Source organism: Paenibacillus sp. RU5M (assembly GCF_900221055.1).
Classification (GTDB): Bacteria; Bacillota; Bacilli; order Paenibacillales; family Paenibacillaceae; genus Paenibacillus; species Paenibacillus marchantiae.
In genome coordinates, this window is sequence record NZ_OBQM01000001.1 from 121,756 (window position 1) to 140,756 (window position 19,001).

15 protein-coding genes are annotated in these 19,001 nt (G+C 48.7%); 13 read left to right on the top strand and 2 right to left on the bottom strand.

What is annotated here, in order from left to right; translation table 11 throughout:
- The first annotated feature begins 18 nt into the window (after nt 1-18).
- Complete coding sequence (locus CRO25_RS00705) at nt 19-879, top strand: PHP domain-containing protein (protein ID WP_072735356.1); 861 nt, start codon at nt 19-21, stop codon at nt 877-879.
- Between the two features lie 158 nt (nt 880-1,037).
- Here the strand turns inward: CRO25_RS00705 and CRO25_RS00710 are convergent, their stop codons facing one another.
- A complete protein-coding gene (locus tag CRO25_RS00710) occupies nt 1,038-1,484 on the bottom strand; it encodes a GNAT family N-acetyltransferase (protein WP_063565595.1) in 447 nt (148 codons plus the stop codon).
- Nucleotides 1,485-1,681: 197 nt separating this feature from the next.
- On the bottom strand, nt 1,682-3,448 hold the full coding sequence (locus CRO25_RS00715; protein ID WP_079694163.1) for an NFACT family protein: 1,767 nt from the start codon (nt 3,446-3,448) through the stop codon (nt 1,682-1,684).
- A 314-nt stretch (nt 3,449-3,762) separates the two neighbouring features.
- Here CRO25_RS00715 and CRO25_RS00720 point away from each other — a divergent pair, with 314 nt between their 5' ends.
- The 12 genes from CRO25_RS00720 to rsmB all read left to right on the top strand — a co-directional run bounded on the left by CRO25_RS00720 (nt 3,763) and on the right by rsmB (nt 18,958).
- Nucleotides 3,763-6,627, top strand: a complete 2,865-nt coding sequence (locus CRO25_RS00720; protein ID WP_079694162.1) for a cation-translocating P-type ATPase — start codon at nt 3,763-3,765, stop codon at nt 6,625-6,627.
- Between the two features lie 184 nt (nt 6,628-6,811).
- Nucleotides 6,812-7,645, top strand: a complete 834-nt coding sequence (gene dapF, locus CRO25_RS00725) for a diaminopimelate epimerase (RefSeq protein ID WP_079694161.1) — start codon at nt 6,812-6,814, stop codon at nt 7,643-7,645.
- 176 nt (nt 7,646-7,821) lie between these two features.
- Nucleotides 7,822-9,711, top strand: a complete 1,890-nt coding sequence (locus CRO25_RS00730) for a bifunctional homocysteine S-methyltransferase/methylenetetrahydrofolate reductase (protein WP_079694160.1) — start codon at nt 7,822-7,824, stop codon at nt 9,709-9,711.
- Between the two features lie 19 nt (nt 9,712-9,730).
- Entirely contained in the window at nt 9,731-10,630 is a 900-nt protein-coding gene (locus CRO25_RS00735) for a YicC/YloC family endoribonuclease (protein WP_064636609.1), read from the top strand.
- A 51-nt stretch (nt 10,631-10,681) separates the two neighbouring features.
- On the top strand, nt 10,682-10,942 hold the full coding sequence (gene remA / locus CRO25_RS00740; RefSeq protein ID WP_006209218.1) for an extracellular matrix/biofilm regulator RemA: 261 nt from the start codon (nt 10,682-10,684) through the stop codon (nt 10,940-10,942).
- A 13-nt stretch (nt 10,943-10,955) separates the two neighbouring features.
- Nucleotides 10,956-11,528, top strand: a complete 573-nt coding sequence (gene gmk, locus CRO25_RS00745; RefSeq protein ID WP_024631121.1) for a guanylate kinase — start codon at nt 10,956-10,958, stop codon at nt 11,526-11,528.
- 154 nt (nt 11,529-11,682) lie between these two features.
- A complete protein-coding gene (gene rpoZ, locus CRO25_RS00750) occupies nt 11,683-11,898 on the top strand; it encodes a DNA-directed RNA polymerase subunit omega (RefSeq protein ID WP_024631120.1) in 216 nt (71 codons plus the stop codon).
- A gap of 120 nt (nt 11,899-12,018) precedes the next feature.
- Nucleotides 12,019-13,254 (top strand): bifunctional phosphopantothenoylcysteine decarboxylase/phosphopantothenate--cysteine ligase CoaBC, encoded by a 1,236-nt coding sequence (coaBC, locus tag CRO25_RS00755; protein WP_079694159.1) that lies wholly within the window; start codon nt 12,019-12,021, stop codon nt 13,252-13,254.
- A gap of 1 nt (nt 13,255) precedes the next feature.
- Nucleotides 13,256-15,805, top strand: coding sequence for a primosomal protein N' (gene priA / locus CRO25_RS00760; protein WP_079694158.1), 2,550 nt, complete (start codon nt 13,256-13,258; stop codon nt 15,803-15,805).
- Between the two features lie 181 nt (nt 15,806-15,986).
- Entirely contained in the window at nt 15,987-16,475 is a 489-nt protein-coding gene (def, locus tag CRO25_RS00765) for a peptide deformylase (RefSeq protein WP_024631117.1), read from the top strand.
- 12 nt (nt 16,476-16,487) lie between these two features.
- Nucleotides 16,488-17,441, top strand: a complete 954-nt coding sequence (gene fmt, locus CRO25_RS00770) for a methionyl-tRNA formyltransferase (protein ID WP_063565603.1) — start codon at nt 16,488-16,490, stop codon at nt 17,439-17,441.
- Nucleotides 17,438-18,958 carry a 16S rRNA (cytosine(967)-C(5))-methyltransferase RsmB gene (gene rsmB, locus CRO25_RS00775; RefSeq protein WP_079694157.1) on the top strand — a complete coding sequence of 507 codons (1,521 nt, stop codon included), beginning with the start codon at nt 17,438-17,440 and terminating at the stop codon, nt 18,956-18,958. The genes fmt and rsmB overlap by 4 nt, the downstream gene beginning before the upstream one ends.
- Nucleotides 18,959-19,001 lie beyond the last annotated feature (43 nt).

A 19,001-nucleotide genomic window follows, 5' to 3' on the forward strand; every position in this document is an offset into this window, starting at 1 on the left:
AAGAAGGAGCTGTTGTTCATGAATCAATTTAATGGACGTTGTGATCTTCATACTCATAGCCAAGCGTCGGACGGAATGCAGCCACCTGCCGAGAATGTGAAGCTCGCCAAACAAAGAGGACTGTCTGCGGTGGCGCTGACAGATCACGATACAGTAGCTGGTGTAGCCGAGGCACAGCGGGCTGGCCGTGAGTATGGAATTGACGTTGTGGCAGGGGTAGAGATCAGTACCCGCGCGGGCGGCAAGGATATTCATGTGCTGGGGTATTATGTGAATACAGAAGATGAGAAATTTCTGGAGCGACTGCGCGGGCTTCGGGAGGCGAGAGAAGAACGCAATCATCTGATCATTGCCAAACTGCAGGAGCTTGGACTCGAAATTAGCTGGCAGGAGGTCATTGATGGCCTTGGCCGACCGCTGGAGCCGGATGAAAGCATCGGTAGACCTCATATGGCCGATGTGTTGGTACGAAAAGGATATGCCGCTGATATGAGGGATGCATTCAATCGTTATCTGGCTGAAGGCCAACCGGGCTATGTATCGGTTCCCCGAGTTGCACCGGAAGATGCATGCCAGTGGATTAAAGATGCGGGTGGTGCTGCTGTTATTGCCCATCCTGGTTTATACAGAGACGACGAATTGGTTCGTCGCATTCTGGTGGACGCCCATCCTGACGGTATTGAAGTGGTTCATTCGGATCATGGACCAGAAGAGGAGCGCAGATATGCGGAGTTGGCACGGGAATTTGGGCTCATTCAAACAGGTGGTTCGGATTACCATGGTGTAAGACAAGGGGTAGTATTTCATGGGGATCTGGGTAGCAAAACCGTAACCATTGATGTGCTCGATAAACTCCGGGCTGCAGCCGGAAAGTCTTGATTGGGAAACTTTCTTCATATGTTGTATGAGACTGGGATATAAGGGAACGGTTGTCATCGTGCTAAAATTGATTATGAAAAAAAGAAAGGACATAGAGATGGGGTGAGCGTTAGTCGCTAGCCATGTCTCTATGTCCTTTTTGATTGCCTATAATTAAGCTAGGTGATGGAATAATTCACCCATGTGCCGCGAGCAGCTCCAAGGCGTTCAAATAACTGCTGTGCCCGCTCGTTGGTTGCTGCTGTGATCCAGGACATGTAAGCACATCCGTGTTCACGTGTATACTGCTGACAATGTTCAAACAGTTTGGCCTCGGCTTCGCCTTCTCTGCAAGCTTCCGTCACAAACAAGTCATTCATAATGGCAACGCGGTTTGCCTTCATCGTGCTGTAGGTAAAATAGAGTGTAGCGAATCCGATGAGTTCACCGTCCTGCTCTGCAACGAATTGAACACCTATCTGCTGATCAAGCAGGTTTTTGATTAAAAGCTCGATTGCCTGATCACCAGGCCAGGGGTTGTTATAAAAGCCGACGACATACTCGTGCATTAATGCACTCAGCGGTAGTACATCATTAGGGTGAGTTGGTCTGATATTTAGCGTCATGGGACACATCCTTAGAAATTTATTTATAGATTTAATATTTGAATTATTATACATTAAAATGAATTTATATTCAAAATAAAACAATACACTGAATCACCAACTTAAGTCCATGGTAATTTGAGAAACAAAAAATCCCCCGAACAGTCTTTTGTTCCGGGGGATTTTACGTTGCCTAACAGGGTTGAAAAGCAAGCCTCTTATCCATTTTTGATCGTGGATGGCAAACTTTTAACCAGCTCTTCGTTTGGCGTCACAAATAAGGTCTTCTGGTGGTCATAAATGACAAAACCTGGTTTGGAGCCACTCGGCTTGCGTACATGTCGGATAAAGGTGTAATCCACGGGCACACTGCTGGATTCTTTGGCCTGACTGAAGTAAGCCGCGAGTTGTGCAGCTTCCTCCAGGGTTGCTTCGCCAAAGTCGGTGCTGCGAATGACGACATGTGAACCCGGGATGTCTTTGGTGTGCAACCAAGTGTCATTGGAAGAAGCCAAACGGTTGGTGACGTACTCATTTTGCAGGTTATTTTTGCCTACGAGAAGTTCAATTCCCTCCGAAGAAGTAAACTGATGCACTGTAGGGCGGTCGTTTTTCTTTTTCTTTTTGCCTTTTTTGTTGCGGTCGCGAAGATAACCCTGTTGCACAAGCTCATCGCGAATTTCCTCGATGTCGTTCATGGATGCGATAGACAGTTGCTGGAGCAGATTGTCGAGATAGTCGATCTCGTCTTTCGTTTTTCCAAGCTGCTCATGAATAACAGCCAGACTGTTCTTATATTTGTTATATCGTTTGAAATAACGTTGTGCGTTGTCAGACGGTGTAAGTAATGGGTCAAGCTGAATGGTAATGTTCGCTTGATCTTCATCATAGAAGTTCACAAGCTCCACACTTTTGTCCCCTTTACTAACCTGATGCAGGGAGGCAAACAGCAGCTCACCCCATAATCTGAATTTATCCGCGTCGTCGGCTTCCAGTAGATCCTTGTTCAGGTTGTCCAGCTTTTTGATGTTTTTGCTGCGCTCATTTTGCAGAAAACGTAGCAGATCGCTCACTCTTTGCTTGACCGTATCCCGCTCGGCCTTGTCTCCGTAATAATCTTCCATACACTTGCTCATCGTATCATAGGTTTTCTCTGCGTCCTGAATGCTCTGAAGCTGAACGGCTGAGAAAATCATTTTGCCTTTGGCGTTCAGCCCGGTCACAGGCGTATAACTATTATCTCTTACTGGCCCCATGATGGACTCAAAAGCATTCCACAGCGCATCGGCTTCGATTCGAGCCTCACCTTCACTTGCAGCTTGATCGTCACCTTGATTAGCAGATACCCGAGAGCTAATCTCTCCTGCGATCAGCGGACTAAGACCGCTGAATGAATTCACCAGCCAGCGAGAGGCCTCTTCTTCAGCAGCAGTATAGCTATTTTGAAATTCAGTGCTACTCACTTCCAGCGGATTGCTTTTATGCTGCTCTGGTGGCTCGGTGTACGAAAATCCAGGCATAATGACCCGGTAACTACTGATGGACGGGGTTACGTGATGAATCCCATCCAGAATCGTTCCCGTGATCGGATCTACCAAAACAATATTACTGTGACGCCCCATCAGTTCAATGATGATCCGTTTGACCGAAACATCACCCAGTTCATCGCGCTGACGCACGTCGATATGAATAATCCGCTCCATACCAATCTGACGAATTTCCTCAATGATCGCACCCTCGCAGTGCTTACGCAGCAGCATGCAGAACATGGGAGCTTCAGTAGGGTTAACAAACGTTTTTTCGGTAAAATGCACACGCGGATATGTCGGGCTTGCCGAAATAAGCAATTTGCTATTTCCACGCTGAGCACGGAGGGTCAGTACAACATCATGGCCGTTAGGTTGATGTATTTTACTGATGCGTCCGCCCTTGCAGCCTTGCAGTTCATGTACGATAGCTCGTGTTACGATGCCGTCCAATGCCATTTTTTTCAACGTCCTCTCTATCTATAACTGAAATGAACACCGGGATATGTAAAAAAGAACCCGTTGCAGATTCGTATTCGTTTGTATAGCAATAAATCGGATTGCCACTGTGTATATAACCACAGACCTTTATTTTAGCTTATTCTGCCCATCAGGGAAAGGATTCGCCATCGGGTGCTAATTAGGGTCCTGTCCGAATACATATAGAGCAGGTAGTTTGTCCGGCATCGCGTACAACCTGTTGATTAGCATAGCCGGTGTAGTATGTGTGACGTTTTACAGAGGAAATACAGACTGGGAGGGAATTTTGAAGCATGGAACATACCAAGTGGCACCAACTTAGCGTTGAAGAGCTTCGTAACACTCTTGGCGTCAGTCTTGAGGAAGGATTAACCGAAGAGACTGCAACCGAAAAGAGGAAGACCGCCGGTTCGAATGAGCTGAGCGAAGGAAAGCGCATATCTCCAATTACATTATTGCTTAATCAATTTAAGGATTTCATGGTTCTGGTGTTGATGGGGGCCACACTGGTGTCCGGATTGCTTGGAGAATACTTGGATGCTGTAACGATTGTTGCCATCATTGTGCTTAATGCCATTCTTGGTTTTGTACAGGAATTCCGGGCGGAGCGTTCCCTTCGTGCATTGAAACAATTGTCTGCCCCACTGGCCAAAGTGCTAAGGTCAGGTCAGGAATTACATCTTGAGGCCAAACTTCTGGTGCCAGGGGATATCGTGCTTGTGGAGAGCGGTGATCGCATACCTGCCGATGTACGCTGGCTGTCCACGAACAGCCTCGATGTGGAGGAATCTGCACTTACTGGGGAATCGGTTCCTGTAAGCAAACATTGCCATCCCATAGCTGCGGAGGATGTGCCGCTAGGAGATCAGAAGAATATTGGATTCATGGGAACAATGGTCACTCGTGGTACCGCCAAGGGCGTTGTGGTCCGGACGGGCATGGATACCGAGATGGGCAAAATCGCCGACCTGATCCAGAATACGGAGGAACAGGAAACACCGCTGCAACACAGGCTGGAACAGCTGGGTAAAATTTTGATTTTTGTGGCGCTCGGATTAACCGTTATGGTTGTTGTTGCAGGTATTTTGCATGGACAACCGGCAGTAGGCATGTTTCTGGCAGGCGTCAGCCTTGCAGTAGCCGCCATACCAGAAGGCTTGCCAGCGATTGTAACGATTGCGCTAGCTCTGGGCGTACAGCGTATGATCAAGCGAAAAGCGATTGTGCGCAAGCTTCCCTCCGTCGAAACCCTTGGTTGTGCCTCGGTCATCTGTTCGGATAAAACGGGTACGTTGACACAGAACAAGATGACGGTTACGGACGTGTGGCTGGAGGGACGCAGCATCAAGGTCACCGGGGATGGTTATGCACCAGAAGGACAGTTGCTAGAGAATGGTCGTACCTTGGAACTGAAGAGTGACCAGACATTGCGGAGAATGCTTCAGATCAGCGCACTATGTAATAATGCCAGTATTATCGAGAGTGTTGGAGATGAGATGCGGAATAAAAAGAAAGGTAAAGAGACAAATAAGGATAGTAAGAAAGAAGCGAAGAAAGGTACAAAGAAAGATCATGTTAATGAAACGGTCAAGGAAAACAGCGTGGTATGGGAGCTGAAAGGCGACCCTACGGAAGGGGCGCTTGTAACACTGGCCTCCAAAATGGGACTTACCCCCGCTGGCCTCAAAGAGTTATATGCACGTGAGCAGGAGTTCCCGTTTGACTCTGACCGGAAGCGGATGTCTGTCTTGGTTCACCATCAGGGTGGGCGGATGGTCTACACCAAGGGTGCACCAGATGTGCTGATTGGGCAATGCAGCTACATTTTGTGGGAAGGCAATGTTGTACCTTTCACAGGAACGCTGCGGCAGAAAGTCATGGCGGCGAACGAGAATATGGCGGGTTCTGCACTGCGGGTTCTGGGGATGGCTTACCGCGATGTACGGCCGAATGAAAAAGTAGAGAATGAACATGCTGCCGAGAGCCAGCTCGTCTTTGTCGGGCTTGCAGGCATGATTGACCCACCGCGGCGTGAGGCACGGGATGCAATTGCGACTTGTCGCAGAGCAGGCATACGTACCGTTATGATTACGGGCGATCATGGGACGACGGCAGAGGCTATCGCCCAACAGTTAGGTATTCTTCCACGGGGTGGGGCTTCACTTAGCGGACAACAATTGGCGGGTATGACGGACGAGCAGCTGGATAAACAGGTAGAGGGCATTTACGTATTTTCACGAGTATCACCTGAGCACAAACTGCGGATTGTAAAATCATTGCAGCGTAAAGGGCATGTCGTAGCGATGACTGGAGATGGCGTGAACGACGCACCAGCCATTAAAGCAGCAGACATCGGTATTGCGATGGGAATTACCGGCACGGATGTGACGAAGGAAGCATCGGCGTTAATCCTGAGTGATGATAATTTCTCTACTATAGTAGCTGCAATTGAAGAAGGGCGTAATATTTATGAGAACATCCGCAAGTTTATCCGGTATTTGCTAGCATCCAATGTTGGCGAGATTTTAACGATGTTTTTCGCGATGATGATGGGACTGCCTTTGCCACTCGTGCCGATCCAGATTCTGTGGGTCAACCTGGTGACGGATGGATTGCCAGCGATGGCACTTGGTGTGGATCAGCCGGAAAAAGATCTGATGGAACACAAGCCGCGTGGCGCCAAGGAAAATATTTTTGCCAGACGATTGGGTTGGAAAATTGTCAGTCGGGGTGTATTGATCGGGCTTTGTACACTCGGGGCGTTCTGGCTTACCCTACAGGCCGCGCCAGATGAACCGGGTCAGCTCATTAAAGCTCAATCTGTTGCCTTTGCTACTCTCGTTTTGGCACAGCTCATTCATGTATTTGACTGCCGTAGTTCACGCTCCATTTTCCACCGCAATCCATTGCAGAACAAGTACCTGGTATTTGCAGTTATTTCATCCATCGTGCTGATGCTGGCGGTCATGTATGTAGAGCCGTTGCAGCCTATCTTCAAAACAGTACCACTGGGTATGCGTGAATGGGCCATTTCCATCGTTGCCGCAGGTATTCCAACCTTCCTGATGGGAGTGGGCAGCGTGTGGGGAGGTCGTCGCAACCGTCGCCGCATGGGCCCAGGCCGCTTCGTACCGAAAAGTACAAAGTTTTCGGCATAAAATCAATAGCAATTGCTTATCGTTTTCGTTATGCTATCCTCAAAATGATTCGAGGCGAGATTCCTCGGCATTTGCAGGATAGCTTTTTTTATTGGGAAATGTTGGATATGAATATCCAGGGTATCCTGTAGAGAAGCAAGAATAACGCTTTGGCAGCAGACTGCCAAAAGGAGTGGGCAAGGTTATGGAATTTACAAAAATGCATGGACTCGGCAACGATTTTATTGTTGTGTTTGGAGAACAACAGCTTCCGGCTGATGCAGCAGAATTGGCTGTAAAATGGTGCAACCGTTTCTTCGGTATCGGTGCGGATGGCCTGGTTTATATACTGCCTTCAGAGAAGGCGGATTTTCAGATGCGCATCATGAACTCGGACGGTTCGGAAGCAGAGCAATGTGGCAATGCCATACGATGTGTATCCAAATATGTATATGATCATGGTCATGTGACCCAAGAACAGATTACGATTGAAACCATTGGCGCGGGTGTACAACCAGTAAGCTTGAACATTCGTGATGGTAAAGTGCAAACCGTTCGTGTGGATATGGGAGAGCCTATCCTGAATGGACTTCAGGTTCCAACGACCGTGGATGCCAATCCGGTGGTGGATCATTCCATTGAAGCCAATGGACAGGAGTTCAAATTTACGGCCGTCTCCATGGGTAATCCTCATGCTGTCATCTATGTGGATGATACTGTGAATTTTGATCTATCGACATGGGGGCCACTACTTGAGGTTCATCCCATGTTCCCGAAAAAAATCAATGTAGAGTTCGCAACGGTTCGCGATCGCGGCTATGTGGACATGCGTGTGTGGGAACGCGGTGCTGGACCAACACTTGCCTGTGGAACCGGAGCTTGCGCAACACTGGTATCATCCGTTCTGAACGGACATACGGATCGCACAGCGGTGATCAGTCTCAAGGGTGGCGATCTTCATATTGAGTGGAACGAAGCCGACAACCACGTGTACATGACTGGACCTGCTGAAGTTGTTTTCAAGGGAGTCACTTCGTAAAGAATACGTTTAAATGAGGAGGCCTTAGGGCCTCTTTTTTTGCAGTTATATGAATTCCTACTAGTCCAGAGGGTTATAGAAACTGAATTTCACGAAAAACCTGTGTTTTTCTTCGTTTTCAGATGTTTTTTGTGTTACATTAGTATGAAATGATCAGTCAGGCGGGGGGAAAAGGGATGAAGGCGGATTTACGCAGTGTAATGCAGGAACGGGTCCTCATAGGGGATGGGGCGATGGGAACTTTCCTGTATCAGATGGGATTCCCGGTAGGGATTTCTTATGAAGAGTTGAACTTGATATCACCTGAAGTGGTGGCAGATGTGCATCGTCGTTACCGCGATGCAGGTACGGAAATTCATGAAACCAATACGTACTCTGCCAATTACGATAAGTTGTCCAAGTTTGGTCTGGAGTCCAAGGTCGAGGATGTCAACCGTGCCGGTGTACGTATCGCCAAAGAAGTAGCTGGCGCAAACGGTTATGTTCTGGGTGCGGTTGGCTCCATTCGTGGAGGAAAGCGGACGAACGTATCAACAAGTGAATTGAAGCGTTTCTATCAGCAACAGATTTTTGCACTGCTCGAAGAAGGAGTGGACGGCATTCTGCTCGAAACCTTCTATGATATCGAGGAAATGGATATCGCCCTCCTGCAGGCTCGCAAGCTGAGTGATCTCCCGGTAATTGGACAGTTCGCTGTTGAGGATGTAGGGCACACACTGGATGGATATACGATGCCAGAAGCTTTCCGAATCATGCGTGAGCAAGGGGCTGACGTCATTGGTTTCAACTGCCGTTCCGGTCCAAACGGAATTATGCGGGCGATGGAGACGGTGTCAGGCCGTATCGGTGTCCCAATGTCTGTTTACCCGAATGCGGGTGCAGCGGATTACGTCGATGGTCAGTTCCGTTATGGAGCGTCCCCGGAATACTTCGGACAGACGGCAGTGCAATTCGCTGATCTGGGCGCACGTATCATCGGAGGTTGCTGTGGTACAACACCTGATCATATCGCCGCAATCGCCCAGGCTCTTGTTGAATACACACCTGTTCCAATACTGGAACCTGATCCATCCGAGTCGAAACCGCGTATTAACCTGCATGAGAATGTAGATGAACGGTCTGGACGGGGTGGGCAGCCTACGATTGTGGATCTGGTCAAACAACGTCATACGGTCATCGTCGAACTTGACCCACCGCGTGATCTCGACATTGCGAAGTTTATGAAAGGTGCGGAGACATTGAAAGCAGCAGGTGCAGATGCGTTAACATTGGCTGATAATTCCCTAGCGGTTACCCGGATGAGTAATATGGCTCTCGGCCATCTTGTTCAGGACCGTACAGGATTGCGCCCACTGGTGCATATTGCATGTCGTGACCGGAATCTGATCGGGACACAATCGCACATGATGGGATTTGATGCTCTAGGCATTAATCATGTACTCGCTGTAACAGGTGACCCTGCACGATTTGGAGACTTGCCCGGATCAAGCTCGGTATACGATCTGACTTCTTTTGAAATTATACGTATGATCAAGCAGTTGAACGATGGAGTATCCTTCTCCGGTAAACCGCTCAAGCAGAAGGCAGGCTTTGTTATCGGTGCCGCATTCAACCCGAATGTGAAACATCTGGATAAGGCTGTACAGCGGCTTGAGAAAAAGATTGCTTCCGGAGCCGATTATATTATGACGCAGCCGATATACGATCCTGAACTAATCGTAGCCATGCATGAAGCGACCAAGCATCTGGATGTGCCGATCTTTGTAGGGGTAATGCCGTTAGCCAGCGGCCGAAATGCAGAATATCTGCATAATGAGGTTCCGGGTATTCAGCTGTCGGATGAAGTGCGTTCCCGGATGGCTGGTCTCGAAGGTGAAGAAGGTCGAGCAATGGGTGTGAAGATCGCCAAGGAGCTTCTGGATGTAGCAACAAAACATTTCAAAGGAATCTATTTAATGACTCCATTTATGTTCTATAGTATGACGGCCGAACTGACCCAATATGTGTGGGAGAAGTCGGAGCATCAATGTCCTACTTGTTTCAACCCTAATAATCAATTACAATAGTGTAACGGATGTGATGCCGATGTCATTCAGTATGACCGGATACGGTCAATCCGCCTTTCATTTTGGAGGCTATAAGGTACAATTGGAAATCAAGTCTGTCAACCATCGTTATTGCGAAGTGATGATGCGTCTCCCGAGAGAGTGGACGTGTTATGAAGACGGATTGAGGAAAAAGGTACAGAGCCGCTTAAAACGTGGGCGGATTGATGTTTATGTAATGAAAGAAAAAGATGAAGACCAGGCTCTTCCCGCTGTTCTGAATGAGCAGGCGGTCAGGGCCTATCTTCAGGCCGCAGAGCAATTGGAGAGCCGCTATGGTATGCAGGGCAAACCGAGTATTATGGATATGCTGGCACTTCCAGATGTCATGGTTCATTCGGATGGGACGAGTTCGCTTCCGGAAGAGCAGAAGGACGAATGGGAGCGTGTCCTGCAGCAGGGGTTGGAAGAGGCTTTATCCGGTCTGGAGCAGATGCGCGCCCGCGAGGGTCTTCATCTGGCCAGTGATCTGGAACGACGTGTCAGTCGTCTGGAATCACTGCATACCGAGATGCTTGCTCTTGCGCCGACTGTGGTGAGTGATCATCGCAACAAGTTAAGACAAAGGCTTACGGAAATGCAGGAAGAAGGCTCTTTCCCTTTTGACGAGCATAAATTAGGTATGGAAATTGCTATGTTTGCCGATCGTTCTAACATAGAGGAAGAGCTTACGCGTCTACAGAGTCACTTTGGACAGAGCAGGGAACTGCTGAAAAGTGATGAGCCAGTAGGCCGCAAGTTGGACTTTCTTATTCAGGAGATGAATAGGGAAGTCAATACGATTGGATCAAAAGCCAACCATTTGGCTCTGGTGAACCGTGTTGTCGAGATGAAGGCGGAACTGGAGAAAATTCGTGAGCAAGCGGCGAATATCGAATGAACGGTCATATTTCGGCAAAAGAGTCGCATGTATAGGGGGAAGAACCTGATTATGGCAATCAAACTCATTAACATTGGATTCGGTAACATCGTATCGGCGAACCGGATTATATCCATCGTGAGTCCGGAATCGGCGCCGATCAAGAGAATTATACAAGAGGCAAGAGACCGTCATATGCTGATAGACGCAACATACGGAAGACGTACTCGTGCCGTTATTATTACGGATAGCGATCATGTCATTCTGTCTGCGGTTCAGCCAGAAACGGTCGCCCATCGTCTTTCTTCGAAAGATGATGACAACGACGAATAAAATGGAGTGTAATATGTCTAAGGGATTACTGGTAGTGTTGTCCGGCCCATCAGGGGTCGGGAAGGGTACAGTATGCAGCGCTTTGCGCAAACGGGTGCCGGAATTGATTTATTCTGTATCGGCAACGACTCGTCAGCCACGTCTGGGTGAGGAACATGGCGTCAATTATTTCTTCAGAAGCCATGAAGAATTCCTGAACATGATTGCTGAAGATCAATTGTTGGAACACGCAGAATATGTAGGGAACTATTACGGAACACCGCGTGATTTTGTGGAGAAAACGATTAACGAAGGCCGGGACATCATTCTTGAGATTGAAGTTCAAGGCGCGTTGAAAGTGAAAGAAAAGTTCCCGGAAGGGATCTTTGTATTTCTGTTGCCTCCTTCATTGGACGAGCTTAAAGATCGCATTCAGGGCCGTGGTACGGAAAGTCAGGCGACGATTGATCACCGGATGTCCGTCGCGGTAGATGAGATCAGTCTGCTGGAGCAGTACGATTACGCTGTCGTTAATGATGAAATTGATTTGGCGTGTAAACGAATAGAAAGCATCATTATCGCCGAACATTGTAAGATCAATAAATAATCCATTTGCCGCCGCAAAATGCGATAATCAGTGGAGCTGCTGTCATAGGATATATGAGAGTAGCCCCAGTCTGGTTAACGTATCCAGCGGTGCACCATGATTCCGTCAGGCGGCGAATTGTGATTATACTAATGCAAAGAGGTGTTTTGTAAATATGCTGTATCCTTCTATTGATGAAATGATGAACAAAGTCGACAGCAAGTATTCCCTTGTTGTTGCCGCTTCCCGCCGGGCAAGACAGCTTCGTGAAGGTGAGAAAACGGATTTGAGAAATGCCAGATCCCATAAACAGGTTGGCGTTGCACTTGAAGAAATTTATGGTGATCTGCTCGTTGTCATCAAAGGACAGGACGAAGAGGAAGAAGAGTAAGCCGCCTGCGGCTGCTCTTCAACTGCATACGGCGCAAGCCGGATTTATTTGACAACCGCGAGGTTGTTATTTTTTTCTCTATTCATCCTTATAAAGGTCGTATATATCGGGGGGATAACCATGTTGAACGGTAAAAAAATCGTGCTTGGTGTGACTGGCGGCATAGCCGCATACAAGGCGGCTACATTATGCAGCAGGCTGGTGCAAAAAGGAGCGGACGTTCATGTCATTATGACGAATTCCGCGAAACAGTTTATTACCGAATTAACGCTGCAAACCTTGACCCGAAATGTAGTATATAGTGATACATTTGATGAGCGGGAGCCTTCGGTCGTCTCGCATATTCATCTGGCTGATATGGCCGATCTTGTGTTGGTTGCTCCGGCAACAGCCAATGTGATTGCCAAAATGGCACATGGGATGGCAGATGATATGCTCTCAACAACCTTGCTTGCAACCACTGCTCCGGTGATGATTGCGCCAGCGATGAATGTACATATGTATGATCATCCGGCGGTACAGCATAATATGTGCCTGTTAACCGAGCGCGGAACCATGATGATTGAACCGGGTGAAGGTCAACTGGCATGTGGGTATGTGGGTAAAGGACGGTTGGAAGAACCAGAGACGATTGTCGATGTGGTGGAACGTTTTTTTGAACAGCAGGAATCTGTTAAACGGGAACGTAATGAACAGCTTTCTTTGTTGAGCGGGAAGAAGGTTGTGGTCACTGCAGGAGGTACCATAGAACGCATTGATCCGGTAAGGTACATTACCAATGATTCCTCAGGAAAAATGGGTTTTGCCATTGCAGCGGCAGCGCGTGATCTGGGGGCAGATGTGACTTTGGTTATGGGGAATACCCAGGTTCAGCCACCGGCGAATGTACAGGTGATCCCGGTGCAGTCAGCGCAGGATATGTATGATGCGGTAGTAAGCCAATGGGATAATGCAGATATCGTGGTTAAGGCCGCAGCTGTTGCGGATTATCGCCCCAAGGAAGTGTACACAGAGAAAATCAAGAAGAAAGGCGATACATTATCGCTTGAACTTATTAAAAATATAGATATTCTTGAAACGCTGGGTAAGCAGAAGAGCCATCAATTTTTGATTGGTTTTGCTGCGGAAACAAATTCATTAGAAATGTATGCACGTGAGAAACTGGAACGGAAAAACTGTGATCTGATCGTAGCCAATGATGTCACCCAGGCGGGTGCCGGATTTGGAACAGATACCAACGCGGTGCACATCTATGACCGTGAAGGTTTGGTGGAAGAGCTTCAGGTGGTGGCCAAGGAAGAGGTGGCTCGCCGGTTGCTTTCGATTGCGGCGGAGCGCATTGCCGGGAGGAATTAATATGGAGATCGCCAAGGTTATTGTCGATGTTCCTGTGAAGGAAACGGACCGGCCGTTTGATTATTTGGTGCCGGAATCCATGCGTGAATGGATTGAGATTGGCAGCAGGGTAGGTGTACCTTTTGGTCATCGGACGGTGCAGGGTTTCGTGATTGATCTGGTGCCTCGCACGGGTACGGAGAAATTCAAACTCAAACCGATTCAGGAATTGCTGGATATCGTTCCGCCGTTGTCAGAAGATTTGGTTGAATTGGCCGAATGGATGAGTGAACGTTATGCCAGCAACCGCATTTTGTCTTTGCAGGTGATGGTACCGACTGCGCTGAAAGGGAAAGCAGAACGGTATATCTCCCTTGGAGATGCGCTGGATGGACAAATGGCAGGTTCGGCGTCAGGCGAAGAAGTTCTTTTTGTGTGGGGAGAAGAGTCGACTTCAGAAAAGGTGCAGCAAGACATTATTCGTTTTGTGAAGAGTCGTGGGCAGGTTCCCTTACAACAACTGAGTCGTAAATACCCCAATCATGCTGTGCTGATCAAGAAGTTATTACTCAGTGGTGTCCTGCTGGAAAGCCAGGCAATTAAGGACAAGCTGAATAAAAAAACGATGAAATCCATTGACCTTGCTGTTGATGTAGCGGCTGCGGAAGAGGCATTGAATTCATTCCCGGCAAAGGCACAACGGCAGAAGGAAGTTTTGGCTTTCTTGCTGGAAATGAAAGAACTGTTGCCGATGGCGATGAAAGAATTACTGTCCACACTTCAGGTATCAGCGGCTACAGTCAAAGGTCTGGAGGAGAAAGGGCTGGTTGTAACGGAGGACGTCGAAGTCTTTCGTGACCCCTATCAAGGCCGTAAGTTCCGTGCGACCGAGCCATTGAATCTGACCGAAGAGCAGCAGCATGTCTATAACAATATTAATGGTCGATTGCAGGAAAGGCGCCATGGCGTCTTTTTGCTTCATGGTGTAACAGGCAGTGGTAAGACGGAAGTATACCTCCAGACCATTCAGCGCTGTATTGAACAGGATCGACAGGCAATTGTGCTTGTACCTGAGATTGCATTGACACCGCAGATGGTTGAGCGTTTTAAAGGACGTTTTGGTGATCAGGTTGCTGTGATGCATAGTCGTCTGTCTGGTGGAGAGCGTTATGATGAGTGGCGCAAAATTCGGGAAGGTCAGGTGAAAGTTGCCATTGGCGCCCGTTCAGCAGTCTTTGCTCCGTTTAGTCGTCTTGGTCTGATCATTATGGACGAGGAGCACGAGACTTCATATAAACAGGAAGAAACCCCGAAATATCATGCCCGTGATGTAGCGGTAAAAAGAGCACAGCAGCATCAGGCGGTCGTTGTCCTGGGTTCAGCGACACCTTCGTTGGAAAGTTATTATGCTGCTCGTTCACAGAGCAATGATGATTTTGCACCACTTTTGTTGGAGATGCCTACCCGCGCACTTGGTAATAAGCTGCCGGAGGTACGGATTGTTGATATGCGCGAAGAGTTGAAGGACGGAAATCGCTCGATGTTCAGCCGCGCCTTGCACAAAGGATTGGAAGAGCGGATGGAACGCGGGGAACAGACCGTGCTTCTGCTGAATCGACGTGGCTATTCCACCTTTGTGATGTGTCGCAGTTGTGGATACGTTGCAGGCTGTCCCGAGTGTGATATCTCATTAACCTATCATCAGCGCTCCAATAATCTTCGTTGTCACTATTGTGGATATGCGGAAGCAGCACCAGAAGTGTGCCCGGATTGCGGCAGTGAGCATATTCGATATTTCGGTACAGGTACGCAGCGGGTAGAGGAAGAATTGGCGAAGCTGTTCCCGGGTATTCGCGTCATTCGGATGGACGTGGATACAACGAGCGAAAAAGGTTCGCATGAGAAGTTGTTGAAGCAGTTTCGTGAGAAAAAGGCAGACGTATTGTTGGGTACCCAGATGGTTGCCAAAGGGCTTGATTTTCCTGATGTCACCTTGGTTGGAGTCATCACAGCAGACTCGGCACTTAATTTGCCAGATTTTCGGGCTGCCGAAAAAACATTTCAGCTGCTCACCCAGGTGGCGGGCCGTGCAGGTCGACATCAACTGCCGGGCGAGGTGTTCGTACAGTCCTATACACCAGAGCACTATTCGATTGGGCATGCGAGCCAGCATGACTATGTTTCGTTTGTCCGGGAGGAATTATTGCATCGGCGCAATTTGCAGTACCCGCCTTACTGTCGCCTGATTTTGGTGACCTTCTCACATGAGCAGCTTCCGGTACTGATCCGGCTGGCTGAGAACTACACACGAATACTGAAAGAAAAGGCAAATGCTGCTGGCTGGTTAGGCAGTTTGGATCGTTTCAGCAATGATGCCTTTGACGTGCTTGGCCCGGTAGCCTCACCAATTCCTCGGATCAAGAATAGATACAGATTCCAATGTATGATAAAATGGCGGGGGGATGTCGACGCCATTGGACTGGCGCTCGCGACGGCCCAGCGCATGGACGACGATGTTCAGGCGCAAAAACTGCAAATTAGTCTGGATGTAGACCCGCAAATGTTAATGTGAGCATTTGTATTAAAATGCGGATGTAAACAAGCGGTATAAACATAGATTAAAAACAACATGAATGATGGCTCGATCTTAAAATCAGTTTTTGATACCTGCTACATAGCAGAAAATCAGTACTATTTTTGAAATGAGCCTGATGTCCTGAAATTATGATGAGGATTAGGAAGGTGCTTACAACATGTCGATTCGTATTATCGTGAAAGAACCGGATGAGGTACTACACAAAAGAGCTAAAGAAGTAACTAAAGTTACACCTAATGTACAGAAACTGCTGGATGATATGGCAGATACAATGTATGACGCTGAAGGCGTAGGTCTGGCTGCACCACAGGTTGGTATTTTGAAACGGCTTATTGTGATCGATTGCGGAGATGAGCAGGGGCTGATCAAGATGATCAATCCGGAGATTATTTCGAGTGAGGGAGAGCAATTTGGACCCGAAGGCTGCTTGAGTATCCCTGGCATTAACGGTGATGTGCGTCGTTTTGAGACGGTTACAGTCAAAGGGCTGGACCGCGAAGGCAAGGAACTGATTATTACGGGCAGCGGGCTGTTGTCACGCGCATTCCAACATGAGATTGACCATTTGGATGGCGTGCTCTTTACGGATATTGCTGAAAAAGTGTACGAAATTGCAGCCGATCAAACTGGGCCGCGTCGTAACTAAGGAGTGATCGATTTGAATATTGTTTTTATGGGAACGCCTGAATTTGCAGTTCCATCTCTCGATATGCTTATTGCCGAGGGATATAACGTGGTTGGGGTAGTGACACAGCCGGATAAACCACAGGGACGTAAAAAGGTGCTTACACCAACACCAGTCAAGGCTGCGGCAGAACGCCACGGCCTGCCTGTATTTCAACCAGTGAAACTGCGTGCTCCAGAAGCTGTAGCCCGATTGGCTGAATGGAAACCGGATCTGATTGTGACGGCGGCTTTTGGGCAGATTCTGCCCAAGGCTGTGCTGGATATGCCTGTTCGTGGTTGTGTGAACGTGCATGGCTCTCTTTTGCCAAAATATCGCGGTGGTGCCCCGATTCAACGCTCCATTATTAATGGAGAGCCAGTGACGGGAGTTACGCTGATGTTTATGGCGGAAGGCTTGGATACGGGAGATATGATCTCACGTGTGGAAGTGGCGATTACGGATGAAGATACATCAGGATCCATGTTTGTAAAGCTCAGCGAAGCGGGTTCCAAATTGCTTCAGGAAGAAATGCCGCGGCTGGTTGCTGGCGAAACAACGGCTGTCCCACAGGATGAAGCCGAGGCTTCGTATGCACGTAATCTGACTCGGGATGACGAGAAGATGGACTGGAATCGCACGTCGCGTGAATTGTTCAATCAGATTCGCGGTCTTGTGCCGTTCTCGGGTGCATTTACGATGTGGGATGATCAGGTCTTCAAGGTCTGGGCAGCAGCAAATCCGAAGCAGGCGGATGTACTCTCGTCGTCGGATGCTGGACAAGCTGAGCCGGGAACGGTGTTACAATTGGGCAAAAACGGGATTGAAGTTCGCACAGGTGACGGTTCTCTCTGGCTTACTGAGGTTCAGCCCGCGGGCAAAAAAGTAATGCAAGCTGCTGACTTTGCCCGTGGTGGTACCCTGAAACCAGGAACGGTGCTGCAATGAGCGGAAATACACCGGGCCGTCCATCAGGAAATGGTCATAAAGTCGCAGGAGATGCATCCGGGCGCGGAGGAAACCAACGTCGTCCGAACACAGGAAAACCGGGTCGTGCAGGAAATTCATCTGCATCCCCATCTTCGGCAAATGGTTCCTCACGTTCCGAACGGCCCAAAATATCTGCTCGTACACTCGCCGTAAAGGTACTGAGCGCCGTTGAGCAAGAAGGAGCTTACAGCAACCTTGAGCTGAACCGGCGTCTGAAAGAGGCCGAGCTAAGTCCGGCAGATGCTGGACTGGCTACAGAATTAGTCTATGGTACGATCGCGAGACGGAATACCCTTGATTATTATCTGGAACGCTATGTAGCCAAAGGTGTATCCAAGCTGCAACCTTGGGTTCGCAGCCTGCTGCGCATCAGCGTGTACCAGATGTTATATCTGGACCGTATTCCAGAACACGCGGTAGTGAGTGAAGCCGTCAATTTGGCTAAGAAATTGGGTCATCAGGGCATCTCCGGTATGGTGAATGGCGTTCTGCGGAACATGATTCGCAATCGTGATGAGCTGCGCATCCCTGAACATCTGCCCGCTGCTGAACGTATCTCACTGGAACATTCTCACCCGCTGTGGATGGTCGAACGCTGGATCAGTCAATATGGCGAAGAGACAGCGGAAGCGATCTGTCGTGCAAATAATGAACCGCCTGCGGTTAGTGTTCGTGTGAACACGACAATGACTACACGTGAGAAACTGATGCAAGAGATGGTGAGCACGGGTGCGATCGTGGAACCTTCCCGACTTAGTCCAGACGGTATTCTCGTTCGTAGTGGTGGCAACATGGCTCTTACGTCCTGGTATCGGGATGGCTTGCTGTCCGTTCAAGATGAAAGTTCCATGCTTGTAGCCGAGGCAGTTGGGCCTGAAGAAGGTCAGACTGTATTGGACTGCTGTGCAGCTCCCGGCGGAAAGACAGCCCATATGGCTGAGAAAATGCAGGACCGTGGACGGATTGTGGCCAATGATGTACATGCTCACAAACGTCAGTTGATCATGGATCAGGCAGATCGTCTGGGACTCAGCTGCATTGATGCTGTGACAGGTGATGCGCTTGATCTGGATGCGCGTTATCCGGAGGCATCGTTTGACCGCATTCTGCTGGATGCGCCATGTTCCGGTCTAGGTGTTATTCGCCGCAAGCCGGATGTCAAATGGACCAAAACTGTGGAAGATATCCACGATATCTCCAATCTGCAACGTGAACTGTTGGATCGGGTTGCACCGCTATTAAAGCCAGGTGGTATTCTGGTGTATAGTACGTGTACAATCGAGCCTGCGGAGAACGAGCATAGAGTTGCTGACTTTTTGGACCGGCATCCGGAATACAAGGCGGCTGAAGAGTCTGCCTGGTCTGGTCTGGAAACAGCCGAGTGGAAGGTTGTGAACGGTGGCGTGCAGATCCTGCCACAGTACGCTCACAGTGACGGATTTTTCATTGCCAGGTTGACAAGGATAGCGGATTAACAGTTTAATAGAGCACTGAAGGATAGCCGCCGAGGGGAACTTC